Annotated in this window: 23 protein-coding genes; 12 read left to right on the top strand and 11 right to left on the bottom strand. The window is 74.6% G+C overall.

Annotation, left to right across the window (positions count from 1 at the left end):
- Positions 1 to 48 precede the first annotated feature (48 nt).
- Positions 49 to 1,203 (bottom strand): methyltransferase, encoded by a 1,155-nt coding sequence (locus EDD39_RS18195; RefSeq protein ID WP_123557354.1) that lies wholly within the window; start codon positions 1,201 to 1,203, stop codon positions 49 to 51.
- 52 nt (positions 1,204 to 1,255) lie between these two features.
- Here EDD39_RS18195 and EDD39_RS18200 point away from each other — a divergent pair, with 52 nt between their 5' ends.
- The gene (locus tag EDD39_RS18200) at positions 1,256 to 2,197 is read left to right on the top strand and encodes an ADP-ribosylglycohydrolase family protein (protein WP_244256780.1); all 942 of its coding nucleotides are present in this window, start codon (positions 1,256 to 1,258) and stop codon (positions 2,195 to 2,197) included.
- A gap of 12 nt (positions 2,198 to 2,209) precedes the next feature.
- Here the strand turns inward: EDD39_RS18200 and EDD39_RS18205 are convergent, their stop codons facing one another.
- The 3 genes from EDD39_RS18205 to EDD39_RS18215 all read right to left on the bottom strand — a co-directional run bounded on the left by EDD39_RS18205 (position 2,210) and on the right by EDD39_RS18215 (position 4,708).
- Positions 2,210 to 3,421 (bottom strand): beta-ketoacyl-[acyl-carrier-protein] synthase family protein, encoded by a 1,212-nt coding sequence (locus EDD39_RS18205; protein ID WP_123557356.1) that lies wholly within the window; start codon positions 3,419 to 3,421, stop codon positions 2,210 to 2,212.
- A gap of 170 nt (positions 3,422 to 3,591) precedes the next feature.
- On the bottom strand, positions 3,592 to 3,972 hold the full coding sequence (locus EDD39_RS39635; RefSeq protein ID WP_162870053.1) for a hypothetical protein: 381 nt from the start codon (positions 3,970 to 3,972) through the stop codon (positions 3,592 to 3,594).
- Between the two features lie 22 nt (positions 3,973 to 3,994).
- On the bottom strand, positions 3,995 to 4,708 hold the full coding sequence (locus EDD39_RS18215) for a MerR family transcriptional regulator (protein ID WP_123557360.1): 714 nt from the start codon (positions 4,706 to 4,708) through the stop codon (positions 3,995 to 3,997).
- An 81-nt stretch (positions 4,709 to 4,789) separates the two neighbouring features.
- Between EDD39_RS18215 and EDD39_RS18220 the strand changes: the two genes are divergently transcribed.
- Both EDD39_RS18220 and EDD39_RS39640 read left to right on the top strand, forming a co-directional pair.
- On the top strand, positions 4,790 to 6,028 hold the full coding sequence (locus EDD39_RS18220; protein WP_123557362.1) for an erythromycin esterase family protein: 1,239 nt from the start codon (positions 4,790 to 4,792) through the stop codon (positions 6,026 to 6,028).
- Between the two features lie 218 nt (positions 6,029 to 6,246).
- On the top strand, positions 6,247 to 7,752 hold the full coding sequence (locus EDD39_RS39640; RefSeq protein ID WP_162870054.1) for a hypothetical protein: 1,506 nt from the start codon (positions 6,247 to 6,249) through the stop codon (positions 7,750 to 7,752).
- 78 nt (positions 7,753 to 7,830) lie between these two features.
- Here the strand turns inward: EDD39_RS39640 and EDD39_RS18230 are convergent, their stop codons facing one another.
- From EDD39_RS18230 to EDD39_RS18250, 5 genes are all read right to left on the bottom strand, one after another.
- Positions 7,831 to 8,523: a nicotinamide mononucleotide transporter family protein gene (locus tag EDD39_RS18230; protein WP_123557364.1), complete on the bottom strand. Its 693-nt coding sequence runs from the start codon at positions 8,521 to 8,523 to the stop codon at positions 7,831 to 7,833.
- Between the two features lie 400 nt (positions 8,524 to 8,923).
- Positions 8,924 to 9,343 (bottom strand): riboflavin kinase, encoded by a 420-nt coding sequence (locus EDD39_RS18235; RefSeq protein WP_123557366.1) that lies wholly within the window; start codon positions 9,341 to 9,343, stop codon positions 8,924 to 8,926.
- Positions 9,336 to 9,842: a flavin reductase family protein gene (locus EDD39_RS18240; RefSeq protein ID WP_123557368.1), complete on the bottom strand. Its 507-nt coding sequence runs from the start codon at positions 9,840 to 9,842 to the stop codon at positions 9,336 to 9,338. The genes EDD39_RS18235 and EDD39_RS18240 overlap by 8 nt, the downstream gene beginning before the upstream one ends.
- A 49-nt stretch (positions 9,843 to 9,891) precedes the next feature.
- On the bottom strand, positions 9,892 to 11,238 hold the full coding sequence (locus EDD39_RS18245; protein ID WP_123557369.1) for an NtaA/DmoA family FMN-dependent monooxygenase: 1,347 nt from the start codon (positions 11,236 to 11,238) through the stop codon (positions 9,892 to 9,894).
- Between the two features lie 49 nt (positions 11,239 to 11,287).
- Positions 11,288 to 12,190 carry a ribokinase gene (locus tag EDD39_RS18250; protein ID WP_123557371.1) on the bottom strand — a complete coding sequence of 301 codons (903 nt, stop codon included), beginning with the start codon at positions 12,188 to 12,190 and terminating at the stop codon, positions 11,288 to 11,290.
- 241 nt (positions 12,191 to 12,431) lie between these two features.
- Here EDD39_RS18250 and EDD39_RS18255 point away from each other — a divergent pair, with 241 nt between their 5' ends.
- Positions 12,432 to 13,430: a LacI family DNA-binding transcriptional regulator gene (locus EDD39_RS18255; protein ID WP_123557373.1), complete on the top strand. Its 999-nt coding sequence runs from the start codon at positions 12,432 to 12,434 to the stop codon at positions 13,428 to 13,430.
- Between the two features lie 50 nt (positions 13,431 to 13,480).
- Here the strand turns inward: EDD39_RS18255 and EDD39_RS18260 are convergent, their stop codons facing one another.
- Together EDD39_RS18260 and EDD39_RS18265 are read right to left on the bottom strand one after the other, a co-directional pair.
- The gene (locus EDD39_RS18260; RefSeq protein WP_123557375.1) at positions 13,481 to 14,008 is read right to left on the bottom strand and encodes a suppressor of fused domain protein; all 528 of its coding nucleotides are present in this window, start codon (positions 14,006 to 14,008) and stop codon (positions 13,481 to 13,483) included.
- 47 nt (positions 14,009 to 14,055) lie between these two features.
- Complete coding sequence (locus tag EDD39_RS18265) at positions 14,056 to 15,246, bottom strand: WD40 repeat domain-containing protein (protein WP_244256781.1); 1,191 nt, start codon at positions 15,244 to 15,246, stop codon at positions 14,056 to 14,058.
- A gap of 104 nt (positions 15,247 to 15,350) precedes the next feature.
- Here EDD39_RS18265 and argC point away from each other — a divergent pair, with 104 nt between their 5' ends.
- From argC to EDD39_RS18305, 8 genes are all read left to right on the top strand, one after another.
- Positions 15,351 to 16,379, top strand: a complete 1,029-nt coding sequence (gene argC, locus EDD39_RS18270; RefSeq protein ID WP_123557377.1) for an N-acetyl-gamma-glutamyl-phosphate reductase — start codon at positions 15,351 to 15,353, stop codon at positions 16,377 to 16,379.
- Positions 16,376 to 17,554, top strand: coding sequence for a bifunctional glutamate N-acetyltransferase/amino-acid acetyltransferase ArgJ (gene argJ / locus EDD39_RS18275; protein ID WP_123557379.1), 1,179 nt, complete (start codon positions 16,376 to 16,378; stop codon positions 17,552 to 17,554). Before argC ends, argJ begins: the two co-directional genes overlap by 4 nt.
- A 24-nt stretch (positions 17,555 to 17,578) precedes the next feature.
- Complete coding sequence (argB, locus tag EDD39_RS18280; RefSeq protein ID WP_123557381.1) at positions 17,579 to 18,511, top strand: acetylglutamate kinase; 933 nt, start codon at positions 17,579 to 17,581, stop codon at positions 18,509 to 18,511.
- On the top strand, positions 18,508 to 19,707 hold the full coding sequence (locus tag EDD39_RS18285) for an acetylornithine transaminase (protein ID WP_123557383.1): 1,200 nt from the start codon (positions 18,508 to 18,510) through the stop codon (positions 19,705 to 19,707). Before argB ends, EDD39_RS18285 begins: the two co-directional genes overlap by 4 nt.
- A 25-nt stretch (positions 19,708 to 19,732) precedes the next feature.
- The gene (locus EDD39_RS18290; protein WP_030462902.1) at positions 19,733 to 20,287 is read left to right on the top strand and encodes an arginine repressor; all 555 of its coding nucleotides are present in this window, start codon (positions 19,733 to 19,735) and stop codon (positions 20,285 to 20,287) included.
- 111 nt (positions 20,288 to 20,398) lie between these two features.
- Positions 20,399 to 21,592 carry an argininosuccinate synthase gene (locus EDD39_RS18295; RefSeq protein WP_123557386.1) on the top strand — a complete coding sequence of 398 codons (1,194 nt, stop codon included), beginning with the start codon at positions 20,399 to 20,401 and terminating at the stop codon, positions 21,590 to 21,592.
- An 88-nt stretch (positions 21,593 to 21,680) separates the two neighbouring features.
- On the top strand, positions 21,681 to 23,102 hold the full coding sequence (gene argH, locus EDD39_RS18300) for an argininosuccinate lyase (RefSeq protein ID WP_123557388.1): 1,422 nt from the start codon (positions 21,681 to 21,683) through the stop codon (positions 23,100 to 23,102).
- 56 nt (positions 23,103 to 23,158) lie between these two features.
- The gene (locus tag EDD39_RS18305; RefSeq protein ID WP_123557390.1) at positions 23,159 to 24,523 is read left to right on the top strand and encodes an FAD-binding oxidoreductase; all 1,365 of its coding nucleotides are present in this window, start codon (positions 23,159 to 23,161) and stop codon (positions 24,521 to 24,523) included.
- Positions 24,524 to 24,717 lie beyond the last annotated feature (194 nt).

Raw genomic sequence — 24,717 nt, forward strand, 5'->3', positions numbered from 1 at the left:
TGTGGTGATCGTCCGCGAAGGGTACCGGGCGGGGCGGCGGGGGCCGGGTCAGCGGCGGGTGGTGCTCAGGACGGTGAACTTCGGGTTGCCCGCGACGGTGCGGCAGTTGCCGAACAGGCGGCGCAGGGTGAGGTGGTGGCCGAGGTGGCGGTTGCCGACCACGCGGAGTTCGCCGCCGGGGCGCAGGACCCGGCGGGCGCCGGTGAACATGCGGCGGGCGATGGTGTCGGTGGTGGCCTGGTGGGAGTGGAAGGGCGGGTTCAGCAGCACCAGGTCGGCGGAGGCGTCCGGGAGGTCGGCGAGGGCGTCGCCGACCAGGAACCCGGCGGGGCGGTCCGGGCCCAGGTTGGTGCGGAAGGTCTCCTCGGCGGAGGCCGCGGCCTGGAACGACTCGTCGACGAAGAGCAGTTCGGCGTCCGGGTCGGCGAGCGCGGCGGCGGTGCCGACGATGCCGTTGCCGCAGCCCAGGTCGACGATCCGGCGGGCGGCGCCGGTCGGGGCGGGCAGGTGTTCGAGGAAGAACCGGGTGCCGATGTCGAGGCGGTCCGCGCAGAACACGCCGGCCTGGTTGGCGACCTGACGGCCCGACAGGACGCCGATGCCCTCCGGGAGCCGGTAGCGCAGCGGCCACGGGTTGGCGGGGCGGGCCAGGTCCGGGTCCGGGGTGGTGCGGATCAGGCGGGCCTTGCGGACGGCGAGGGAGGTGCGGGTCGGGCCGAGGATCCGCTCGAACAGGTTCAGGGTGGAGGTGTGGATCTCGGTGACCATGCCGGTGCCCAGCACCCGGGTGCCCGGGTGCACGGCCGGGGCGAGGCGGTGCAGCTGGTCCTCCAGCAGCGCCAGGCTCTTCGGGACGCGCACCAGCAGCACGTCGATCCGCGGCGGCGCGGCGTCCTGGGTGCTGCGGACCGTCACCGCGGCCGGGTCCAGGCCGTTGCGGGCGAGGTTCGCGGCGATCGCCCGGGAGGCCAGGTAGGAGTCGGTGACGGCGGTGAGGCCGGGGGCCTTCGCCGCCAGCGCGGTCGACAGGGCGCCCCAGCGGTCGCCGAGCACGGTGACGGCCCCGTCCAGCGGCACCGCCTCCTCGTGCAGGTCGCGCAGCAGGTACTCGTCGGCGGCGTCCCAGGCGCGCAGCTGCTCGCGCGGGTCCTCCGGGAAACGGGCCAGCTCGAACTCGCCCCAGGCGGTGGTGAAACAGTTCATCGTGCCCACCAGGCTAGCGGAGGGCGAGAACGCTACGGAGAGTGAGGCCGACGTGCCGGGACGGCGGGAGCGGGTGGTCGGGGCGGTGCTCGGCTCGGCGGTGGGGGACGCGCTCGGGGCGCCCTTCGAGTTCGGGCCGGCCGGGATGTTCGGGGCGCGGTTCCCCGGCGGGGCCGCGATGTGCGGGGGCGGCGGGTGGGAGCCCGGGGAGGCCACCGACGACACCCAGCTGGCCGTCCACCTCGGCGAGTCGCTGCTGGCGGCCGGCGGACTCGACCTGCCGGAGATGTTCGAACGCTTCCGGAGCTGGGCGGCGGGCGACCCCAAGGACATCGGCATCCAGACCGAGATCGTGCTCGGCGGCGGCCTGCCCTGGGACCTCGCCGCGGCCGTCCACTTCCGGACCGAGGGCCGGGCCGCCGGGAACGGCGCGCTGATGCGGGCCGTCACCGGCGCGGTGTGGTTCGCCCCGCAGGGGCGCGCGGCGACCATGGGTGCGGCTCGCCGGATCACCGCGCTCACCCACGGTGACGGCGCGGCCTGGGAGGGGACCGCGATCCTGCACGAACTGCTGCGCGTCGCGCTGGACGGCGGCGACCCGGTGGCGGCCGTTCCGGCGGCGCTGGCGGCGGTGCGGGACGAGCACCGGGAGCGGTGGGCGCGGGTGCTGGACGAGCGGTGGCGGCCGGAGCCGGCGACGGAGAGCAACGGGGCGGTGTGGGCCTGCCTCGGTTCGGCGGTGTGGGCGCTGCGGAGCACCGGGAGCTTCCCCGGCGCGCTGCGGGCGGTGATCGACCTCGGGGGCGACACCGACACGACGGCCGCCGTCACCGGCGGGCTGGCGGGGGCGGTGTACGGGGCCGGGGCGATCCCCGGGGACTGGCGGGAGGCGCTGCACGTGCCGCTGCCCCCGACCGGGCGGGTGCTGCGGGCGGGGGAGTTGGCGGCGCTCGCGGTGGCGCTGGACGCGGGTGGGCGGGTGGCCGCGGAGTGAAGGGGGTGCGGCTCAGGTGGTGAGGACCAGGCTGGCGTTGTGGCCGCCGAAGCCGAAGGCGTTGGTGAGGGCGGCGGTGTGGGGGAGCGGGCCGGCGGTGGTGACCAGGTCGAGCGGGAGGTCGGGGTCGGGGGCGGTGAGGTTGCGGACGGCGGGGGTGTGCTGGTGGTGGAGGGCGTAGGCGGTGGCGAGGGCGGAGAGGGCGCCGGCGGCGCCGAAGAGGTGGCCGGTCATCGACTTGGTGGCGGTGACGGCGGGGCGGTGGGGGCCGAAGACGCGGGTGAGGGTCTCGGCCTCGGTGAGGTCGCCCAGGGGGGTGGAGGTGGCGTGGGCGTGGACCAGGCCGATCGCCTCCGGGGGCAGGCCGGCGTCGGCGAGGGCGCGGCGGACGGCGCGGGTCTGGCCGTCGGGGTGGCCGGCGGTGATGTGGTGGGCGTCGGAGGTGACGGCGGCGCCGGCCAGGGTGGCGTAGCGGCGGGCGTCCGGGCGCAGGTCGGCGCGTTCGAGGACGAGCACCGCGGCGCCCTCGGCGATGACGAAGCCGTCGCGGCCGGTGTCGAAGGGACGGGAGGCGCCGGCCGGGTCGTCGTTGCGCAGCGAGTGGGCGCGGGCCTGGGCGAAGCCGGCCAGCGGGAGGGGGTGCAGGCAGGCTTCGGTGCCGCCGGCCACGACGACGTCGGCGCGGCCGAGCCGGATCAGGTCGAGGCCGAGGGCGACGGCCTCCGCGCCGGAGGCGCAGGCGCTGACGGGGGTGTGGGCGCCGGCCTTGGCGCCGAGGTCGATGGAGACCCAGGCGGCGGGGCCGTTGGCCATCAGCATCGGGACGGTGTGCGGGGAGACCTTGCGGACGCCGGAGCGTTCCAGCACGTCGTCCTGGTCGAGCATGGTGACCGCGCCGCCGGTGCCGGTGCCGATGACCACGGCGAGCCGTTCGCCCTCGACGGCGGGGCGCCCGGCGTCGGCCCAGGCCTCGCGGGCGGCGATCAGGGCGAGCTGTTCGCTGCGGTCCAGGCGGCGGGCCTCGATCCGGTCGAGGACGGTGGCGGGTTCGACGGCGAGCTGTCCGGCGATCCGGATCGGCAGGTCGGCGGCCCAGGGGCGGTCGAGGGCGCGGATGCCGTTGCGTCCTTCGCACATGGCCTGCCAGGTGGCGGGGGCGGTGCCGCCGAGCGGGGTGGTGGCCCCCAGGCCGGTGATGACGACGGTGTCGTGGGCGGTGCGCATGGCGATACTCCCGTTGTGATGGCAGCACAATGATCGGGCTCTCCGGCGTTCGGCCGGACGATCCGATAGGGCTCACTCTGCCAAGGGGAACGGGCGCGGAAGGCTGCCGAGCGGAACCGAGTCGCGCACGGTGGATTTGTAGGTTTACGACAAGTTTGACCGGCGGGGTGTCAGGGCAGCGGGGCGACGGCGCGCTCGTACTGTTCGAGCACCTCGGGGGCGAACGCCAGACTGCTCGTCAGCAGCAGGACGCTGCGCGGGCGGGCGGCGAACGCGGCCCGGCAGGAGCGGGCCCACGCTTCCCGGGTGGCATCGCGGCGGGCGCAGGGCGAGCGCCGTCGCGCCGCGATCCGCTCGCGGTCGAGCAGGGCCTTGCTGGGCCGTCCCCTCGCTGCCGCCCCCGTCGCGTGCCGTTTCGAGCACGCCAGGCGGATCGTCCCCGGGCTGCGCGCCGACCTCACCGCCTTCGCCCTCGACCCGCTCACCATTGACGCCGACGCGTTCGCGGGGGCGGCGGTGCCGCTCGCCATGTCGAACGGTGTGGTGGCCAACCGGGGTGCTGTGTAGGGGAGTTCAGGTCTCTGGCTGGAGCGGGGGTTGGGCCGGGTGGTCCAGGTAGGCGTGCAGGGCGGCCGCGCCCGTGAGGAGGGCGCGGCCGCGGGCGGTGAGGCGGGACTGCCAGGCGGCCAGGGTGGGGCGGACGGCTTCCGGGGAGCCTGCGGAGCGCAGGTGGTGCAGGATCTCGGCGGTGCGGGCCAGGCCGTGGCCGCCGCGGCGGAGCTGTTCGGCGAGCAGCAGCTCGCGGACCTGGGCGGGAGGGTAGACGCGGTAGCCGGTGCGGGCGTCCCGGGGCGGGGAGACCAGGCCCGCGCGTTCCCACGCGCGGAGGGTGGCCGGGCGCAGGCCGAGGCGGTGGGCGAGCGGGCCGATGTGGGTGCCGGGAGCGGCGGGCGGGTCGTCGGCGGGGAGGTGGTCGAGGGCGGTGCGGACGGCGTCCAGGGTGCGGCGGTCCTCGGCGAGCCGGGCGTGGCCGTCGTCGACCAGGCGCAGGGCCGCGGGCAGGTCGCCCACGTTGACGGCCTGCATGATCGCGGTGGCGCCCGGGTGGCCGTGCCCCGGCAGCAGGGCGAGGAAGGCGCGCAGCGCCGCCGCGTGGCGCTCGCCGTAGCGCCGGTACCCGTGGGCGGAACGGTCGGCGGGCGGCAGGACGCCCGCCCGCTCGTAGTTGCGCACCGCCTGGGTGGACAGGCCGTGCTCGCGGGCGAGGTCGATCGGGCGGAAGGACATGGGGTTTGAAGGTTTTCTGCTCGATTCCCGGGCCGGGAGCGGAAAAGTTTACACCGTGGCTTCAACGATACGGTGGAAGTCGTGACTCCCCAGCTCAGGGCCGCCGCCCGCCCCTTCTCCGCCGCCGCCCTCACCGACCTCGTCCCCGCCGGCACCCGGCTGCTCGCCCTCGGCGAACCCACCCACGGCGCCGAGGAGTTCCTCGACCTCCGCAACGAGCTCTTCCGCCACCTGGTCACCGCGCACGGCTACCGCTCGATCGCGGTCGAGAGCGACTGCCTGGCCGCCCTCGCCGTCGACGCGTACGTCGGCGGTGCGGCGGGCGAGTTGGACACCGTGGTGCGGGAAGGGTTCGGCCACGGGTTCGGGGAGTACGCCGGGAACCGCGAACTCGTGCGCTGGATGCGGGAGTTCAACGCCGGAGCGGAAGAGGGGGAACGGCTGAGGCTCTACGGGGCGGACGGGCCGCTGGAGATGACCGGGGCCGCCGCACCCGGCCCCGCGCTGATCCGGCTGCACGACTTCCTGGCCGAACGGCTCCCGGCCGAACTGCTGCCCGAACGCGAGGAGTTGCTGCGCCGGTGCGGGCCGGACGACCGCTGGACCGAACCCGCCGCCGCACTCGACCCGGCCCGCTCGGTGGGGCGCACCGCGGACGCCGACCGACTGCGGCTGCTCGCTGACGAGTTGGGGCTGCTGCTGGCCGCGCACCGGCCACAGTTCCACGCGGACGCGGACGCGGACGCGCTCTGGCGGGCCGAACTCGACGCCCGCACCGCCACCGGACTGCTCCGCTACCACGCGGCGACCGCCGGGGACGGGCCCGACCGGCTCAACTCCCTGATGCGGCAACGCGACTTGATGATCGCCGACAACCTCGAGGCGATCCTCCGCCGCGAGGCCCGCCGTGGCCCGACCCTCGCCTTCGCCCACAACCGGCACCTGCAGCGCGAGGCCAGCCGCATCCCGCTCGGCGACCGCCAACTCCTGTGGTGGAGCGCCGGATCCCTCCTCGAGTCCCGCCTCGGCGACGGCTACACCTTCCTCGCCACCACCTTCGGCCACCGCGCCCCCGACGACCACCCGGCCCCCGACACCCTCGAAGGTCTCCTCGCCACCCTCCCGGAACCGCGCACCGTCCTCGACCCCGGACTGCTCGCAGCAGCGCTGGGGGAGGCGGGGGAGGTGGGGGCGGTGAGGGCGCGGGTGCCGGCGGACCACACGTACTTCGGGTTGGATCCGGAGGCGTTGGGGTGGGTGGACGGGGTGGTGTTCGTGCGGGACATCGCGCGGCAGCAGGGGCTGTTCGGGGGAGGGTGAGGGAGAGGGCTGGAATGGCTCGCGGCAGCGCTGGGGGAGACGGGGGAGGTGGGGGTGGTGAGGGCGCGGGTGCCGGCGGACCACACGTACTTCGGGTTGGATCCGGAGGCGTTGGGGTGGGTGGACGGGTGGTGCTCGTGCGGCAGGGTTGAGGGAGGCGGGGGCTCCGGCTGGGGAAATGGGTGGCCGGGGTGGGGGCGGGTGGGGAGGATGGCGGGATGCGGCGTGTGTGGGAGGGGCTGGCGGGGAACCCGGCGTTGCCGGGGGAGGCGGTGGAGCGGCTGGTCGGGCTGGTCGAGCCGGACCTCTCGGCGGAGTTGGTCGAGCGGGCGGACCTGACCGACCGGCAGGTCGAGGTGCTGGCGGAGCGCGGGATCGCGGTGGCCGGGCGCCTGGTGGAGGCCGGGCGGCTGGCGGTGGAGCGGGTCGACCCCCGGCGGCAGCCGATCGCCGCGCTGGCGCTGCTGCGGGCCGGGCGGGCACCCGCCGGGTGGGCGGAGCTGCTGGCCGAACGGCGGGAGCTGTGGCCCGAGTTGGCCGCCACCGAGTGGCTGCCGGTCGAAGTCGCGCGGCGGCTGCTCGCCGGGGCGGACCGGCAGGTCCTGGTGGAGCTCGCCGAGGCGCAGCCCGACCCGGGCGTCCTCGCCGTTCTCGCCGCGCACCCCTCGCAGCACGTCCGGCAGGCCGTCGCCTGGAATCCGGCCGCCCCGCCCGCCGTCCTCGCCGACCTGCTGAACGACCGTCCGCCGCTGGAGAGTTGCGAGGTCTGCGAACGCCACCCCGTCCCGTGGACGCACCCGCCGGACTGCCCGGACCCGGACTGCGACCTGCCGGGCGGGGCGGCCTGCGACGGCAGCCACCAGTACGCCCGGCACACGATCGTGGCGGCGGCCCTCGCGCACCCGGCCGTGCCCGCGGCCGACGCCCGGCGCCACCTGGGCGACGCGTCCCCGTTCCTGCGGGCCCGGCTCGCCGGGCACCCCGGCCTCGACCCGGACGCGTACGCGCAACTCGCCGCCGACTCCGCGCTGTGGGTGCTCGAGGAGCTGGCCGGGAACCCGGCGATCGGGGAGGGGCTGATCCGCCGGCTCGCCACCGTCCCGCACGAGTCGGTGCGCCGGGCGGTGGTCGGCAACCCGGCCGTGCCGTTGGACGTCCTGGAGCGGGCGGGGGAGGGCGTCGTCCTCAAGCTCGGGACGATGCTGCCGCCCCGGATCGCCGCCGCCGACCCCGCCGAGACCGAGCGGCTCGCCGCCTCCGCGGACCCCGAGCTGCGCCGCCTGCTCGCGCTGCGCCGCGACCTGCCGCCGTCCGTCCGGGACCGGCTCGCCGACGACCCGGCGGCCAAGGTCGCCAACGCCGTCGCGCCCCACCCCGGCCTGGACGAACGGCAGTTGAGGGCCGTGCACCGGCGCCACGGCCGCGCCGCCGGCCCCGGCATCGCCGCCAACCCGGACGCTACGACCGCCCTGCTGCGGGCCCTGGTCACCGCCGAGCACAACGTCGCCACCCTGCGGGCCGTCGCCCGCCACCCCGCCGCCGACGGCCCGACCCTGACCGCCTGCCTGCGCGACCGCCGGGCCCGCGAGCGGGCCGCCGCCCACCCGGCCCTGCCGCTCGACCGGATCCGCGCCCTGCTCGCCGACCCCGCCACCGCCCACCTGGCCGCCGCCAACCCGGCCCTCCTGGCCGCCGACCTGCTGCGCCTGATGCCCCCGCCGTGAAAGCGGGCCCGCCCCGGACACGCCGGCGCGGGCCGCCCCCCGGGGAGACGGGGGACGGCCCGCGGGCAGCGGGAGCCGTCAGCGGGTGGTCTCCTCCCGGCCCTCGACCAGGACGGCGGGCTCCAGCGGGGAGGCAATCTCCTGCGGCTTGCTGCGCGAGGCCCAGTCGCGGATGCCGAGCACCACCATGACGAAGAAGATCGAGTACACGATGCCGGAGAAGTACAGCTCCGAGTGCACCGCCAGCGGCACGCCGACCAGGTCGACCGCCAGCCAGACGAACCAGAACTCGATGTAGCGGCGGGCCTGGCTGTACATGGCGAGGATCGAGCCGACGAAGATCCAGGCGTCCGCGCTCACCATCCACATCGGCGCGCCGGGGTAGAACGAGGCGTCCTGCCACCTCAGCACCGCGGCGAACGCGACCGTGCCGAGCACCATCGCGGCTATCAGCACCGCGCGCTCGCCCCAGTTCGCCCAGCGGACATTGATGGCGCCCTCCTGCTCGCGGCTGCGCTTCCAGGTCGCCCAGCCCCAGGACGCCGAGACGATGATCACGACCTGCCGGGCGGCGTTGCCGCCGAGGTGCACGTTCAGGCTGGCGACCAGCAGGAACACCGAGCCGAGGATCTGCACCGGCCAGGCCACCAGCGACCGGCGCAGGGCCAGCCAGACGGTGGCGAGCGCCAGGATGTTGCCCAGGAAGTCGGACCAGTAGACGGGGAGGCCGAAGAAGCTGAACTGCTCGTTCAACCAGTGGAATGCGCTCATGACTCACACCTTTGTTCGTACGGAGCGAGGTGGTGGGGGAGGGGCGGCCGGCCCGTGGAGGGGGGGGAGGGGTCGGCCAGGCACGCGGGCATCGGGCGCAGTGACGGGGTGGGGGTGGGGGTGCGTGCGGGGAGTGTGGAGGGGGTTCGTTGCGGAGCGAGGTGGTGGGGGGAGGGGCAGCCGACCCGTGGAGGGGGGAGGGGTCGGCCGGGGCACGCGGGCATCGGGCGCAGTGACGGGGTGGGGGTGGGGGTGCGTGCGGGGGGTGCGGAGGGGGTTCGTTGCGGAGCGGGGTGGTGCGGTGGGGGTGGGGGTGGGGGTGCGTGCGGGGAGGGGGCGGGGAGTGCGGAGGGACGGTCGGCCCCGCCGGGAAGCGGGGGAGAGGCGGGGCCGACCGGGTTCAGGGGGTGGGGGTGGCGGGGCGGGGTGCGGAGGCCAGCAGGGCGTCCGAGCGGCGGACGTCCTCGCGGGCGGCGCGCAGCAGGTCGTCGACGTCGGCGAACTTCTCGGTGTCGCGCAGCCGGGCGACGAACCACAGCTCGACGCGTTCGCCGTACAGGTCGTCCGAGGTGTCGTGGCAGTGGACCTCGACGTGCACCTCGGACGAGTCGCCGAACGTCGGGTTGGTCCCGATGCTGATCGTCGCCCGGTGCACGCCCCCGATCGCCGGGCGGGCCAGCCAGCCGCTGTAGATCGCGGGCGGCGGGACGGCCGTGCCGGGTGCGGGGGAGAGGTTCGCGGTGGGGAAGCCGAGGCCCTTCCCCCGGCCGGCGCCGTGAACGACCGTGCCGACCAGAGGAGTTGACGGGAACTCAGCCATGGGGGGTGAGCTCGCGGAACTGGCTGGTGTGGAAGACCAGCGGCTCCACGCCCGGGAACAGCTCCGCCGAGAGCAGCTCCAGCAGGACGATCTCGTGGTCCCCGCCGTCGTACACCGGGCCGACCCGGGCGGTCAGCCACAGCGCGGCGTCGTGGATCAGCACCGCGCCGTCGGCCGTCGCCTGCCAGGGCGTGCCGTCGAACCGGTCGCCCGCCCGGGAGGCGAGCTTGCGGCACAGCGCGCCCTGGCCGTGGCTGAGCACGCTCAGGCCGAGCACCGGGGCCTCGGCCAGCCGGGGCCAGGTGGTGGAGGTGCGGGCCACGCTGACCGCGACCATCGGCGGCTCCAGCGAGATCGACACGAAGGAACTGGCCGCGAAGCCGACCGGTTCGCCGTCGCGCAGCGCGCCGATGGCGACCACGCCGGTGGGGTAGGCCCCGAACGCCTGCCGCAGCGCGCCCGCGTCCAGGGCTGAGGGGTGGTGAACGGTGGTGGCCATGGCCGGTGCCGTCCTCTCGTGGTGCCGGAAGTGGTACGGGTGGGGCAGGTCAGTGGCGGTGCCGCGCGGCCGGGTGGCCGGCGGGCAGCGCCCGGTCGCCGGAGCCGGTCAGGCGCTCGCGCAGCGACTCGCCGTCCGCGTACTCGCCGCGGAACACGCCGCGCTCGCGCAGGATCGGCAGCACCGACTCGACGAACTCGACCGTGGAGGCGGGCTGCACGGTCGGCGAGAGCAGGAAGCCGTCCAGGTCGGCGCCCTCCGCCAGCGCGCAGATCTCGTCGGCGATCTCCTCGGCGGTGCCGACCACCGGACGGGCGCCCACGCCGTGGGTGTGCCAGTCGGCCAGCACGTCGCCGACCGTCTTGCCGGCGAACCGGGCGACCTGGGTCTGCGACATCTCGGTGGACAGCTCGGTCATCGGGGTGTCCGGCGCGTACGAGGACAGGTCCAGGCCGGTGAACATCGCGTACGAGGCGACGGTCACCTCGGGGCGCTGCGCGTCCAGGATCCGCTGCCAGCGGCGCTCGGCGTCCGAGGTGGTGGCGCCGACCACGCAGGAGAACGCCGACATCACCTTGACCTCGTCGGCCTTGCGCCCGGCGTTCACGGCCTCGGCGCGGATCGCCCTGGTGTGGCCGGCGAGCTGCTCGACGCTGCCGCTGCCGACGAACATGCACTCGCCGTGCCGCCCGCCGACCCGGCGGCCCGCCGGGGAGGCGCCGGCCTGGAACAGCACCGGGGTGCCCTGCGGGGAGCGGGCGGTGTTGCCGAAGCCGTGCGAGCGGAAGTACGGGCCCCGGTGCTCGACCAGGTGCACCTTGGCCGGGTCGGCGAAGCGTCCGGCCTTGTCCTTCTCCAGCGCGTCCGGCTCCCAGGCGCCCTCCCAGTACTTGTAGACCAGGTCGAGGAAGTCCTCGGCCATCGCGTACCGGTCGTCGTGCGCGACCATGTCCATCCCGAACGCCTTCACCGCGGTGTCGGCGGTGCCGGTGGTGACCACGTTCCAGCCGAGGCGGCCGCCGGAGAGCTGGTCCAGGGTGGCCAGGCGGCGGGCGAACGCGTACGGCGGCTCGACCAGCACCGAGCCGGTCACCACCAGGCCCAGGTCGGTGGTGGAGGCCAGCAGCGCCGAGGCGACCACGAACGGGTCCAGCCGCGGCAGGTCGAGGGTCTCCTCGGTGGCGATCGGCGGGCGGACCCCGTTGATCTCCGACCAGCCCCAGGCGTCGGCCAGGAACAGGAAGTCCAGCTTGGCGTCCTCGCACAGCCGGGCCACCTCCTGCCAGTAGCCGAGGGTGTCGAACAGGTGGCGGCGGCTGTCGGGGTGGCGCCAGGTGGCGGTGCCGCTGGCGTTGGTCTGGGCGTTCTCGAACAGGCCGAGCTTGAGGCTGCGCATGGGTGTTCTCCGTTGAACAGGCAGGCGGTACAAGGGAACTGACGGAGGATCAGGGGGCGGTGTCGAGCTGCGCCGGGTACGGCATCGAGGACTGCGCGCCGAGCCCGGTGACGGCCAGCGAGGCCGCCCGGACGGCGCGGGCCGCGGCGGCGGGCAGGTCGGCGCCGCGGGCGAGCGCGTCGGCGAGGGCGCCGCAGAAGGTGTCGCCGGCGCCGACGGTGTCGACGGCGTCCACCACCGGGGCGGGCAGGTGGACGGCTGGGCGGCCCGGCTGCTTGATCAGCGCCCCGTCCGCGCCGAGCGTGACCACCACGGCCCCGCACGGCAGTCCGGCGCGCTCCAGCAGTGCGCGGGCGGCGGCGAGGCCGGAGACCGGTTCGGCGCCGAGCAGCGCGGCCAGTTCGCCCAGGTTGGGCACCAGGACGTCGACGGCGGCCAGCGCCGCGGGGGCGACCGGACGGGCCGGGGCCGGGTTGAGGACGACCGTGCCGCCCTGCTCCCGGGCCCGCAGCACCGCGGCCTCCACCACGCCGGCGGCCACCTCGTGCTGGACCAGCACCACCTCGCCGGGCGTGCGGGCCAGCCACTGCGGCAGGTCCTCCACCGAGAGGACGGCGTTGGCGCCGGGGTTGACCACGATGGTGTTCTCACCCGCCCGGTCGACCACCACCGAGGCGATCCCGGTGCGGGCGTCCGGCGCGGTGAGCACCGCGTCGAGGTCGACGCCCTCGGCGGCCAGCACCCGCCGGATCGGCTCGCCGTCCGCCCCGACCCGGGCCACCAGGCGGACCTGCGAGCCGAGCCGGGCGGCCGCGACGGCCTGGTTGGCGCCCTTGCCGCCGACGCCCTCGACGAAGCCCCGCGCGAGCACGGTCTCGCCGGGCCGCGGCAGGTCCTCGACGGTCAGGACGAGGTCGCGGTTGACCGAACCGACGACGGTGATGGACGGCATCTGGGACTCCTCGGGAGCCGTGGGAGATCGATCTCCCACACTCTGGACCAGCACTCACGGGGCGTCAAGTACCCTCGTGCTGCGCATTGCGCCAGCTCAGGCCCGCCGGGGTGGCACCTGCCGGAACGAGACCCGGCCGACACCCTTCCGAGACCGGGAACGCGCCGCGCAGCCCGCGCACCGCTTCCGAGACCCCTTCCGACACCGTTTCCGAGACCGCTCCGACCGGGGAGGACCCCACGTGACAGCGCCCCGACTCCTCGACGTGGCCGCGGCCGCCGGCGTCTCCCGCGCCACCGCCTCGCGCGTCCTGGCCGGCACCCCGCGCAACGTCGACCCCGATCTGGCCCGCCGCGTCGAGGAGGCCGCCCAGCGCCTGGGCTACCGCACCAACCACTCCGCGCGGGCGCTGCGCACCGGCACCACCGGCACCGTCGGCGTGGTCGTCCCCTCGCTCGCCAACCCGTACTTCGTCCAGCTCGCCGACGCCCTCGCCCAGCAGGTCCGGGCCGCCGGCGGCCAGCTCGTCGTCTCCGACGCGGCCAACTCGCCCGCCATCGAGGCCGAACAGATCGAGACCCTGCTCAGCGGACGCGTCGACGGGCTGCTGGTCGTCCCGGTCTCCGCCGCGGCCTCCGGCACCGCCGTCCGGGCCGCCGCCGAACGCGCCCCCGTCGTGCTGTTCGACCGCTGGGCGCACGGCTCCGGCACCGTCGCCGTCACCCTCGACAACGCCGCCGCGATGCGCCTGCTGCTCGACCACCTGGACGCCCTCGGCCGCCGCCGGATCGCCCTGGTCGCCGCCGACCAGGCGTCCTCCTCCGGCGCCGAACGCCTCGCCGCGTTCACCGCCGCCCGCGGCGCCGACGCCACCACCGTCCTGCTCCCCAGCTTCACCACCGACGCCGGCCGCACCGCCGGCCGCCGGATCGCCGAACGCCGCGCCGAGGTCGACGCCGTCGTCTGCGGCGCGGACGTCCTCGCCGTCGGCCTGGTCAGCACCCTGCAGCGCTCGGCGGTCTCCGTCCCCGGCGAGATCGCCGTCACCGGCTTCGACGACACCGAGATGCTCGAACTCCTCGACCCCCCGATCACCTCCATCCGCCACCCGCTCACCGACATGGCCGAACGCGCCCTCACCCTGCTCCAGGGCCCGGCCGCCGACCGCGCCGAGGAGGTCGAGCGCTTCGCCCCGCAGCTGGTGGTCCGGGCTTCCACGGACGCGGACGCGGGCGCCTGATCGGGCGGGTCGGGTGATGGGGCGTCAACTCGCCCGCCCGGTAAGGCGGTTCACACCACCGACGGGCGGTGCGGGTCCAGTGGTGCGATCCCGTGCTCGTCGAAGAGGCGCTCCAGCGCCTCGTGGCCGTGCGCGCGCCGGAAGGCCGCCTCGGCGGCGGTGATCGGCAGCAGCCACAGCACCCGGGCGTGGCCGCCGTCCGGCAGCGGGCAGTGTTCGAGTTCCGGGCCGTGCAGGTGGGGCAGGCTGACCAGCAGGTGGTCGCAGGCGGAGCCGGGCAGCCAGGGTTCGCCGATCGGCAGGCTGTGCTCGACGTCCAGTCGGTGGGTGGCGTGGTACGACGCCACCATGCCGAGCAGGTCGGTGAACCGGGGGTCGTCCACCGGCCCGCACAGGACGAACTCCACTACCCCGCACCCGGCCGTCACGTACGACCATCCGCCGCCGCGCGGCCCCGGCCCGGCCGCGAGGATCCGCGGTCCGGAGCCCGGGGCGGGGGTGGCGGAGCGGACGGGGTGGCCGGTGAAGAAGGCGCGGACGTGCGACTCCACGGCCGCGACGGAGGTGCTGTCGGGCATGCCGGTGATGTTCGCACACGGCCGGGCCGGGCGTCGCCCGGGGCCCGTCAGCCGGTGTGCCCCGCGGAGAACCGGTTGATGTGGGCCTGGAGTTGGAGCCAGGTGGGGTCGGCGGGGGAGGCGTCGGTGACCTCGGCCAGTTTCTCCCGGTCCCAGTCGTGCTCGCCGTCGGTGAAGTCCAGGTGGTCGTGGAGGTCGCCGTCGGCGGGGACGTCCCCGGTGCCGGCCAGGAACGCCGCCGCGTCCTCGCCCGCCGCGGTGGCGGGGGACGGGGGCCGGCTCCCGGTGGGTGCGGTCAGCAGGGTGAGGCTGCCGTCCTCCCGGGCGACCAGCAGTTCGCCGGCGGTGGTCGCGGTCAGCGCGGTGACCCCCGCGTCGTCCGGACCCCCGCGCTCGACGGCCTCCCGGGCCTCCAGGTCCAGTTCGACCAGGGCGCCGCCGGGGGTGCCGATCCACAGCACGCCGGGCTGCGGGCCGAAGGCGAGGTTCTGGCGCGGCCACTCCTCGTCCCGGGCCAGGACGGTGTGCAGGACCTTGCGCAGCGAGGGGAAGGCGAAGACGTCCAGCGAGTCGACGTAGGCGTTGCCGCGGACGGCGAGGTACCGCCCGTCGGGGCTGAACAGCGGGGTGCCGTAGCCGTCGACGTCCAGGACCAGGGCCCGCTGCTGCTGCCGCATCGCCCCGCCCTCGCCGCCGGGGCGGGCGAACACGCAGAAGGTGGCGCCCTGGTCGCTGACCAGGGTGGCGACCAGCTCGCCGGAGGGGTGCACGCCGACGCCGGTGTCCCACCAGCGGGCGGGGGCGGTGGCGCCGGTGGCGGGGTCGAGGACCGTCGAGGCGTCGTCGCCGTCGGGCGCCGAGACCCACAGGACGAGGCCGTCGGGGCTGTGGGCGAGCGCCTCGCAGTATTCGGGGGCGGGCAGCGGCTCGGCCCGGCCGTCGGGGGTCCAGCGGCGCAGCAGGCCCTCGTCGACGACGGTCAGCAGGGGCTCGTGCGGGTGCCAGGCGATCGGGGGCAGCCGGCGGTCGCCCCAGCTGCTGGTGAAGACCGCGACCTCGAAGGAGGCGAGTTCGCGCAGCCGCCCGCCGGAGCAGTCCCAGATCCGGACGCGCGAGCGGTCGGCCTCCTCGTCGGTGCTGATCCCGGCGGCCAGCGGGAGGCGGGGGTGGCAGGCCAGCAGTTCCACCGGGAGGCCGTCCCCGGTCAACAGGTGCGCCACTACGGCGAGATCGGTCATGGCGGCACCCTAGGAGACGGGTGCGACAGGGTCCGGACCGGCCGCATCCTTGCATGATTTTGCTAGCCTACGTATATTCATGCTGGGCTTCAGGAGGGAACGCCATGGTATTGCGAGTAGCCGTCGCCGGAGCGAGCGGGTACGCGGGCGGTGAGGTGCTGCGCCTGCTGCAGGCGCACCCCGAGGTGGAGATCGGCGCGCTGACCGGGGGCTCCAACGCGGGGCAGCCCTTCGGCGCGCTGCAGCCGCACCTGATCGGCCTGGCCGACCGGGTGCTGGAGCCGACCAACCCGCAGACGCTGGCCGGGCACGACATCGTCTTCCTCGGCCTGCCGCACGGGCAGTCCGCGGAGCTCGCCGCCCAGCTCGGCGAGGACGTCCTGGTGGTCGACCTGGGCGCCGACCACCGGCTGGAGTCGGCCGCCGACTGGGAGCAGTTCTACGGCTCCCCGCACGCCGGGACGTGGCCCTACGGCCTGCCCGAACTGCCCGGCCACCGCGAGGCGTTGCGCGGCAGCAGGCGGATCGCCGTGCCGGGCTGCTACCCGACCGCCGTCACGCTCGCCATGTACCCGATGTACGCGGCGGGCCTGGCCGAGCCGGAGGCGGTGATCACCGCCGCGTCCGGCACCTCCGGCGCGGGCAAGGCCGTCAAGGCGCACCTGCTGGGCAGCGAGGTGATGGGCTCGATGAGCCCGTACGGCGTCGGCGGCGGCCACCGGCACACCCCGGAGATGGCGCAGAACCTGACCCCGCTCGCGGGCGAGCCGGTCACCGTCTCCTTCACGCCCACCCTGGCGCCGATGCCGCGCGGCATCCTCGCCACCTGCTCGGCCAAGGCGAAGCCCGGCACCACCGGCGCCGGGCTGCGGGCCGCGTACGAGAAGGCGTACGGCGCCGAGCCGTTCGTCCACCTGCTGCCCGAGGGTCAGTGGCCGCACACCTCGTCCGTGTACGGCTCGAACGCGGCCGTGCTGCAGGTGGTGCTGGACGAGCACGCCGGGCGGATCATCGCGATCAGCGCGATCGACAACCTGGTGAAGGGCACCGCGGGCGGCGCGGTGCAGAGCATGAACATCGCCCTCGGCCTCCCCGAGGAGCTCGGCCTCCCGCTGAACGGAGTCGCACCGTGACCACCCCCCAGGACCAGAACGTCGGCGTCACCGCGGCCAAGGGCTTCCGCGCGGCGGGCGTCACCGCGGGCATCAAGGCCTCCGGCACCCTGGACCTGGCGCTGGTCGTCAACGACGGCCCGCGGCACGCCGCCGCCGGGGTGTTCACCTCCAACCGGGTGCACGCCGCGCCGGTGAAGTGGTCGCGCCAGGTGCTGAACGACGGCGAGCTCGCCGCCGTGGTCCTCAACTCCGGTGGCGCCAACGCCTGCACCGGCCCCGAGGGCTTCCAGGACACCCACGCCACCGCCGAGAAGGTCGCCGCCGAACTCGGCATCGGCGCCATCGAGGTCGCGGTCTGCTCCACCGGCCTGATCGGCGTCCGGCTGCCGATGGACAAGCTGCTGCCCGGCGTCGAACTGGCCGTCGCGGCGCTGTCGGAGACCGGCGGCGAGAGCGCCGCGATCGCCATCAAGACCACCGACACCGTGCACAAGACCGCCCAGTTCACCGCCCCCGCGGGCTGGACGGTCGGCGGCATGGCCAAGGGCGCGGGCATGCTCGCCCCCGGCCTGGCCACCATGCTGGTCGTGGTCACCACCGACGCCGTGGTCGACTCCGCCGCCCTGGACGCCGCGCTGCGCGACGCCACCCGCACCACCTTCGACCGGGTCGACTCCGACGGCTGCATGTCCACCAACGACACCGTGCTGCTGCTGGCCTCCGGCGCCTCCGAAGTCGCCCCGGAGCAGGCCGAGTTCGCCGAGGCCGTGCGCACCGTCTGCGCCGACCTGGCCCGCCGGCTGATCGGCGACGCCGAGGGCGCCTCCAAGGACATCCGGATCGACGTCGTCAACGCCGCCACCGAGGAGGAGGCCGTCGACGTCGCCCGGACGGTCTCCCGCAGCAACCTGCTCAAGTGCGCCATCCACGGCGAGGACCCCAACTGGGGCCGGGTGCTGTCCGCGATCGGCACCACCTCCGCCGCCTTCGACCCGGACCGCCTCGACGTCGCCATCAACGGCGTCTGGGTGTGCCGCGACGGCGGCGTCGGCGAGGACCGCGACCTGGTCTCGATGAAGGACCGCGAGGTCGTCATCACCGCCGACCTGAAGGCCGGTCAGGCCACGGCCAGCATCTGGACCAACGACCTGACCGCCGAGTACGTGCACGAGAACAGCGCCTACTCCAGCTGACCCCAGGGGGGACGACCCACCGCCATGCAGATCGCACCCAAGGGCGAACAGGCCCGCAGCAACGCCGCCCTGCCCAAGGCCCGCACCCTGATCGAGGCGCTGCCCTGGCTGGAGCGCTTCCACGGCAAGACCGTGGTCATCAAGTTCGGCGGCAACGCCATGGTCGACGAGGACCTCAAGGCCGCGTTCGCCCAGGACGTCGTCTTCCTGCGCTACGCCGGCCTGCACCCCGTCGTCGTGCACGGCGGCGGCCCGCAGATCAGCGCCCAGCTCGACAAGCTCGGCCTGGAGTCCTCGTTCACCGCGGGCCTGCGGGTCACCACCCCCGAGACCATGGACGTGGTCCGGATGGTGCTCGCCGGGCAGGTCCAGCGCGAACTGGTCGGCCTGCTCAACACCCACGGCCCGTTCGCCGTCGGCATGACCGGCGAGGACGCCCACACCATGACCGCCGTCAAGCGCTACGCCGTGGTCGACGGCGAGCAGGTCGACATCGGCCTGGTCGGCGACATCGTCAACATCGAGGCCGGCGCCGTGAAGGCGCTGATCGCCGACGGCCGGATCCCGGTGATCTCCTCGATCGCCCGCGGCACCGACGGCCACGTCTACAACATCAACGCCGACACCGCCGCCGCCGCGATGGCGGTCGCGCTCGGCGCCGAGATGCTGGTCGTGCTCACCGACGTCGAGGGCCTGTACAAGGACTGGCCCGACTCCGACGACGTGATCAGCCAGCTCAACGCCAGCGAGCTGGAGGAGATGCTCCCCACCCTGGCCACCGGCATGCTCCCCAAGATGGAGGGCTGCCTGCGCGCCGTCCGCTCCGGCGTGGGCACCGCCCGCGTCCTGGACGGCCGGGTCCAGCACAGCCTGCTGCTGGAGATCTTCACCGACGAGGGCATCGGCACCATGGTCGTGCCGGACGACGAGAGCACCGTACTGGGGGGCCTGGCATGAGCAACGAGAGCATCAGCGCGCGGTACAAGCACAGCCTGATGAACAACTACGGCACCCCGCGGATCCCGCTGGTGCGCGGCGAGGGCGCGCTGCTGTGGGACGCCGACGGCAAGCAGTACCTCGACCTGGTCGCCGGCATCGCGGTCAACGCGCTGGGCACCGCCCACCCCGCGATCGTCGAGGCCGTGACGCGGCAGATCACCACCCTGGGCCACGTCTCCAACCTGTTCATGGCCGAGCCGGCCGTCGAACTCGCGGAGAAGCTGATCGAGCTGTCCGGCCGCCCGGGCAAGGTCTTCTTCTGCAACTCCGGCACCGAGGCCAACGAGGCCGCCTTCAAGATCTCCCGGCTGACCGGCCGCACCCACCTGGTCTCCCTTCAAGGCGCCTTCCACGGCCGGACGATGGGCGCCCTCGCGCTCACCGCCCAGCCCGGCAAGCAGGAGGGCTTCAAGCCGCTGCCCGGCGACGTCAGCTACGTCCCGTTCGGCGACGTCGAGGCCCTGCGCGCCGCCGTCACCACCGACACCGCCGCGGTCTTCCTGGAGCCGATCCAGGGCGAGAACGGCGCCATCCCGCTCCCCGACGGCTACCTCAAGGCCGCCCGCGAGATCACCCGCGCCACCGGCACCCTGCTGGTCCTGGACGAGATCCAGACCGGCACCGGCCGCACCGGCCACTGGTTCGCCCACCAGGCGTACGAGGGCGTCGACCCGGACCTCGTCACGCTCGCCAAGGGCCTCGGCGGCGGCCTGCCGATCGGCGCCGTGCTCGCCTTCGGCCCGGCCGCCGACCTGCTCGGCCCCGGCCAGCACGGCACCACCTTCGGCGGCAACCCGGTGGTCGCCGCGGCCGGCCTGGCCGTGCTGCGCACCATCGAGGAGCAGGGCCTGCTGGAGCACGCCACCAAGCTCGGCGAGCGGCTGCGCACCGGCATCGAGGCGATCGGCGACCCGCTGGTCGACCACGTCCGGGGCAAGGGCCTGCTGCTGGGCATCGTGCTCACCGCGCCGGTCGCCGCCCAGGTGCAGGCCGCCGCCCAGGAGGCCGGCTTCCTGGTCAACGCCGCCGTCGCGGACGCCGTCCGGCTGGTCCCGCCGCTGGTGCTCACCGAGGAGCAGGCCGACGCCTTCCTCGCGGCGCTGCCCGCGATCCTCCGAACGGTCCGCGAAGCCGCCCCCGACGCGAACAGCTGAGCGTCCTTCAGGAGAATCATCAGTTATGACCGCACCCCGCCCCGAGCACACGACCCCCGCCACCGGCCCCACGCCGCAGGTCCCGCAGACCCGCACCGCGCGCCACCGGCGGATCGTGGACCTGCTGACCCGTCAGCCCGTCCGCTCGCAGAGCCAGCTCGCCAAGCTGCTCGCCGACGACGGACTCGTGGTCACCCAGGCCACCCTCTCCCGGGACCTGGACGAGCTCGGAGCGGTGAAGATCCGCAACCGGGACGGCGCGCTCATCTACGCCGTCCCGGCCGAGGGCGGGGACCGCACCCCCCGCGCTCCCATGGGCGAGTCCGCCAGCGAGGCCCGGATGGCCCGGCTGGCGGGCGAGCTGATGGTCTCGGCCACCGCCTCCGGCAACCTGGTGGTGCTGCGCACCCCGCCGGGCGCGGCCCAGTTCCTGGCCTCGGCGATCGACACCGCCGAGGTGTTCGAGATCCTCGGCACCATCGCGGGCGACGACACGGTGCTGCTGATCAGCCGCGACGCGGCCGGCGGGCAGGCGCTCGCCGACCACCTGATGCAACTCGCCCAGGCCAAGTCGCAGTAGTTCCCGCCCGTTTCAAACCCGCTGTGCGGTACTGGTTTGTGAACTCATACGCGGTGGTGCATACTTATGCCTAACGCCGCATGGAACCTGTGTTTGTGAATGGAGATAGCCGTGACCGATCGCGTCGTACTCGCCTACTCGGGCGGTCTGGACACGTCCGTCTGCATCGGCTGGATCGCCGAGGAGACCGGCGCCGAGGTCATCGCCGTCGCCGTCGACGTCGGCCAGGGCGGCGAGGACCTCGACGTCATCCGCCAGCGCGCGCTCGACTGCGGCGCCGTCGAGGCCGAGGTCGCCGACGCCCGCGACGAGTTCGCCGACGAGTACTGCCTGCCGGCCCTCAAGGCCAACGCGCTGTACCAGGGCCAGTACCCGCTGGTCTCCGCGCTCTCCCGCCCGGTGATCGTCAAGCACCTGGTCGCCGCCGCGCAGAAGCACGGCGCCACCACCGTCGCCCACGGCTGCACCGGCAAGGGCAACGACCAGGTCCGCTTCGAGGTCGGCATCCAGTCGCTGGCCCCGAACCTGAAGTGCATCGCCCCGGTCCGCGACTACGCGATGACCCGCGACAAGGCGATCGCCTTCGCCGAGGCCAAGAACCTCCCGATCGTCACCACCAAGAAGAACCCGTACTCGATCGACCAGAACGTCTTCGGCCGCGCCGTCGAGACCGGCTTCCTGGAAGACATCTGGAACGCCCCGATCGAGGACGTCTACGAGTACACCCAGGACCCCGCCGCCGAGCGCGCGGCCGACGAGGTCGTCATCACCTTCGAGGCCGGCGTCCCGGTCGCGATCGACGGCCGCAAGGTGACCGTCCTGCAGGCCATCGAGGAGCTGAACAAGCGGGCCGGCGCCCAGGGCATCGGCCGCCTCGACATGGTCGAGGACCGTTTGGTCGGCATCAAGTCCCGCGAGATCTACGAGGCCCCCGGCGCGATCGCCCTGATCACCGCCCACCAGGCCCTGGAGAACGTCACCGTCGAGCGCGAACTGGCCCGCTACAAGCGGCAGGTCGAGCAGCGCTGGGCCGAGCTGGTCTACGACGGCCTGTGGTTCTCCCCGCTCAAGCGCGCCCTGGACGGCTTCGTCAACGAGGCCAACCAGCACGTCTCCGGCGAGATCCGGATGGTCCTGCACGGCGGCCGCGCCGTCGTCAACGGCCGCAAGTCGGACCGGTCGCTGTACGACTTCAACCTCGCCACCTACGACACCGGCGACACCTTCGACCAGTCCATGTCCAAGGGCTTCATCGAGATCTTCGGCATGTCCTCGAAGATCGCCGCCCGCCGCGACCTGGCCTGATCCCCGTCAGCACCCGTGCCCCGGCCCCCGTCGACACACGGTGGCCGGGGCGCCGCCACACCCCGACCTTTTTGAAGGAGCCCACGCGATGACCGCCGACCAGCCCGCAGACGTCCGCCTCTGGGGCGCGCGCTTCGCCGACGGCCCCTCCGAGGCCCTCGCCAAGCTGTCCGCCTCCGTCCACTTCGACTGGCGGCTCGCCCCCTACGACATCGCCGGCTCCAAGGCGCACGCCCGGGTCCTGCACAAGGCCGGGCTGCTCGACGACGAGGAACTGTCCGGCATGCTCGCCGGGCTGGACCAGCTGCTCGCCGACGTCGAGTCCGGCGCCTTCGTGGGCACCGTCGCCGACGAGGACGTGCACACCGCCCTGGAGCGCGGCCTGCTGGAGCGCCTCGGCCCCGACCTGGGCGGCAAGCTCCGGGCCGGGCGCTCGCGCAACGACCAGATCGCCACCCTGTTCCGGATGTACCTGCGCGACCACGGCAAGGCCATCGGCGCCCTGGTCCTCGACCTCCAGCACGCCCTGGTCGGCCTCGCCGAGGCCCACCCGGACACCGCGATGCCCGGCCGCACCCACCTCCAGCACGCCCAGCCGGTGCTGTTCGCCCACCACGTGCTCGCCCACGTCCAGGCCCTCGGCCGGGACGCCGAGCGGCTGCGCCAGTGGGACACCCGCACCGCCGTCTCCCCGTACGGCTCCGGCGCGCTGGCCGGCTCCTCGCTCGGCCTCGACCCGCAGGCCGTCGCCGCGGACCTCGGCTTCGAGCGCGGCTCGGTGGGCAACTCGATCGACGGCACCGCCTCGCGCGACTTCGTCGCCGAGTTCGCCTTCGTCACCGCGATGATCGGCATCAACCTCTCGCGGATCGCGGAGGAGATCATCATCTGGAACACCAAGGAGTTCGGCTTCATCACGCTGCACGACGCCTTCTCCACCGGGTCGTCGATCATGCCGCAGAAGAAGAACCCCGACATCGCCGAGCTCGCCCGCGGCAAGTCCGGCCGCCTGATCGGCAACCTGACCGGCCTGCTGGCCACCCTCAAGGCGCTGCCGCTCGCGTACAACCGCGACCTCCAGGAGGACAAGGAGCCGGTCTTCGACTCCTGCGACACCCTCGAGGTCCTGCTGCCCGCCTTCACCGGCATGATCGCCACCCTGACCGTGCACCGCGAGCGCATCGAGGAGCTGGCCCCGGCCGGCTTCTCGCTCGCCACCGACATCGCCGAGTGGCTGGTCAAGCAGGGCGTCCCGTTCCGGGTCGCGCACGAGGTGGCCGGCGCCTGCGTCAAGGTCTGCGAGGCCGAGGGCATCGAGCTCTCCGACCTGACGGACGCCCAGTTCGCCGGGATCTCCCCGCACCTGACCCCCGAGGTCCGCAGCGTGCTGTCGGTGCACGGCGCGATCGCCTCCCGCAGCGGCCGCGGCGGCACCGCCCCCTCGGCGGTCGCCGTCCAGCTCGCCGAGGTCAAGGAGGACCTGGCCGTCCAGCAGTCCTGGCTGGCCTGAGGAGGGCCCCCGCCGTTCCCCGGGCCCCCGCCCGTCTTCCGGCCTACGCTGGATCCATGTCCAAAGCAGCCGCCGCGCTCGCCGAGGGGTTCCGGGGCGACATCGTGGTGCCCGGGGACGCGGACTACGACGCGGCCCGGGCGGTGTGGAACGGGGCGGTGGACCGGCGGCCCGAGGTGATCGCCCGGTGCACCGGCGCCGCGGACGTGCTGCAGGCCGTCGCGGTGGCCCGGGAGCACGGCCTGCACGTCGCGGTGCGCGGCGCGGGCCACAGCCTGGCCGGGCTCGGCACCTGCGACGGCGGGATGGTGGTCGACCTGTCGCGGCTGACGGGCGTCCGGGTCGACCCGGCCCGCCGGCTCGCCCGGGCCCAGCCGGGGGCGACCTGGGGAGCGTTCGACCACGAGACGCAGGCGTTCGACCTGGCGACCACCGGCTCGCCCTACTCGGGCTCCGGCGTCGCGGGGACGACGCTCGGCGGCGGGCTCGGCTGGCTGGCCCGGTCGTACGGGCTGACCTGCGACAACCTGGTGGAGGCGGACGTGGTGACCGCCGACGGGCGGTTGCTGACGGTGAGCGCGGCGGCGCACCCGGAGCTGTTCGCCGGGCTGCGCGGGGGCGGCGGCAACTTCGGGGTGGTGACCTCCTTCACCTACCGGCTGCACCGGGTCGGGCCGCACGTGCTGTGCGGGGCGGTGTACGTGCCGGTGGAGCTGCTGGCGCCGACCCTGGCCGCGGTGCGGGACTTCATGGCGGCCGCGCCGGACGGCCTGACGGTGATGGTGGAGTTCGGGCGTCCGCGCGGCATGCCGCAGCTGCCGGCCCGGACCATGCTGCGGATCGGCCTGTGCTGGTCGGGCCGCGCCGACCGGGGCCGGGAGGCGGTGGCGCCGCTGCGCGCGCTGCCGGGCGTGGTCGCGGACACCGTGCAGACCCGCCCGTACCCGCTGTGGCAGAAGATGCTGGACGTGGACCGGGGGCCGGGCGCCGGGAACGTCGGCCGCTCGGAGTTCCTGTCGGTGCTGGACGGGACGGCGATCGACCGGCTGGCCGCCCAGGTGGACGCGCTGCCGGGCCCGTCGGCCCAGCTGCAACTGGCGTTCCTGGGCGGGGCGGTGGCCCGGGTCGGCCCGGAGGACACCGCCTACACCTACCGGACGGCCCCCTACCTGCTGAGCGCGGTGGCGCGCTGGACGGACGGCCCCGCGGAGCCGCACGCGGCCTGGGTGCGGCGCTGCTGGGAGGCGATGCGGCCGTTCTCCTCCGGCGGGGCGTACGTCAACCTGATGGGCGCCGAGGGGCAGGGCCGGGTGGTGGAGGCGTACGGGCTGGCGAAGTACGAGCGGCTGGTGGCGCTGAAGGACCGGTACGACCCGGCGAACCTGTTCCGCGTCAACCAGAACGTCCGGCCGAGCGGGTGAGCGGTCCGCCCGCGGGGGCGTGACGCTCGCCACGTCGGACGTCGGGGAGGTTGAGAACAGCTGGCGGCTGGGTAGAGCGGTGGCGAACGTCTCTCTTGACGGTCGCCCGACTCCCCGGATACTGAGCGTGAGCGTGTCAGTTCCGGCTGTCCGGGCCACCGTCCGGCGGGGCGCGTCGCGCTTCTCCCGGGCCG

This window comes from Kitasatospora cineracea (assembly GCF_003751605.1).
GTDB classification, from domain to species: domain Bacteria; phylum Actinomycetota; class Actinomycetes; order Streptomycetales; family Streptomycetaceae; genus Kitasatospora; species Kitasatospora cineracea.

Excerpts from the sequence above, each read along its gene's own strand:
- EDD39_RS18195 (WP_123557354.1), bottom strand. The coding sequence starts at position 1,203 with ATGAACTGTTTCACCACCGCCTGGGGCGAGTTCGAGCTGGCCCGTTTC.
- EDD39_RS18205 (WP_123557356.1), bottom strand. The coding sequence starts at position 3,421 with ATGCGCACCGCCCACGACACCGTCGTCATCACCGGCCTGGGGGCCACC.
- EDD39_RS18215 (WP_123557360.1), bottom strand. The coding sequence starts at position 4,708 with ATGTCCTTCCGCCCGATCGACCTCGCCCGCGAGCACGGCCTGTCCACC.
- EDD39_RS39640 (WP_162870054.1), top strand. The coding sequence starts at position 6,247 with ATGCGGCGTGTGTGGGAGGGGCTGGCGGGGAACCCGGCGTTGCCGGGG.
- EDD39_RS18230 (WP_123557364.1), bottom strand. The coding sequence starts at position 8,523 with ATGAGCGCATTCCACTGGTTGAACGAGCAGTTCAGCTTCTTCGGCCTC.
- EDD39_RS18235 (WP_123557366.1), bottom strand. The coding sequence starts at position 9,343 with ATGGCTGAGTTCCCGTCAACTCCTCTGGTCGGCACGGTCGTTCACGGC.
- EDD39_RS18240 (WP_123557368.1), bottom strand. The coding sequence starts at position 9,842 with ATGGCCACCACCGTTCACCACCCCTCAGCCCTGGACGCGGGCGCGCTG.
- EDD39_RS18245 (WP_123557369.1), bottom strand. The coding sequence starts at position 11,238 with ATGCGCAGCCTCAAGCTCGGCCTGTTCGAGAACGCCCAGACCAACGCC.
- EDD39_RS18250 (WP_123557371.1), bottom strand. The coding sequence starts at position 12,190 with ATGCCGTCCATCACCGTCGTCGGTTCGGTCAACCGCGACCTCGTCCTG.
- EDD39_RS18260 (WP_123557375.1), bottom strand. The coding sequence starts at position 14,008 with ATGCCCGACAGCACCTCCGTCGCGGCCGTGGAGTCGCACGTCCGCGCC.
- EDD39_RS18265 (WP_244256781.1), bottom strand. The coding sequence starts at position 15,246 with ATGACCGATCTCGCCGTAGTGGCGCACCTGTTGACCGGGGACGGCCTC.
- argC (WP_123557377.1), top strand. The coding sequence starts at position 15,351 with ATGGTATTGCGAGTAGCCGTCGCCGGAGCGAGCGGGTACGCGGGCGGT.
- argB (WP_123557381.1), top strand. The coding sequence starts at position 17,579 with ATGCAGATCGCACCCAAGGGCGAACAGGCCCGCAGCAACGCCGCCCTG.
- EDD39_RS18285 (WP_123557383.1), top strand. The coding sequence starts at position 18,508 with ATGAGCAACGAGAGCATCAGCGCGCGGTACAAGCACAGCCTGATGAAC.
- EDD39_RS18290 (WP_030462902.1), top strand. The coding sequence starts at position 19,733 with ATGACCGCACCCCGCCCCGAGCACACGACCCCCGCCACCGGCCCCACG.
- argH (WP_123557388.1), top strand. The coding sequence starts at position 21,681 with ATGACCGCCGACCAGCCCGCAGACGTCCGCCTCTGGGGCGCGCGCTTC.
- EDD39_RS18305 (WP_123557390.1), top strand. The coding sequence starts at position 23,159 with ATGTCCAAAGCAGCCGCCGCGCTCGCCGAGGGGTTCCGGGGCGACATC.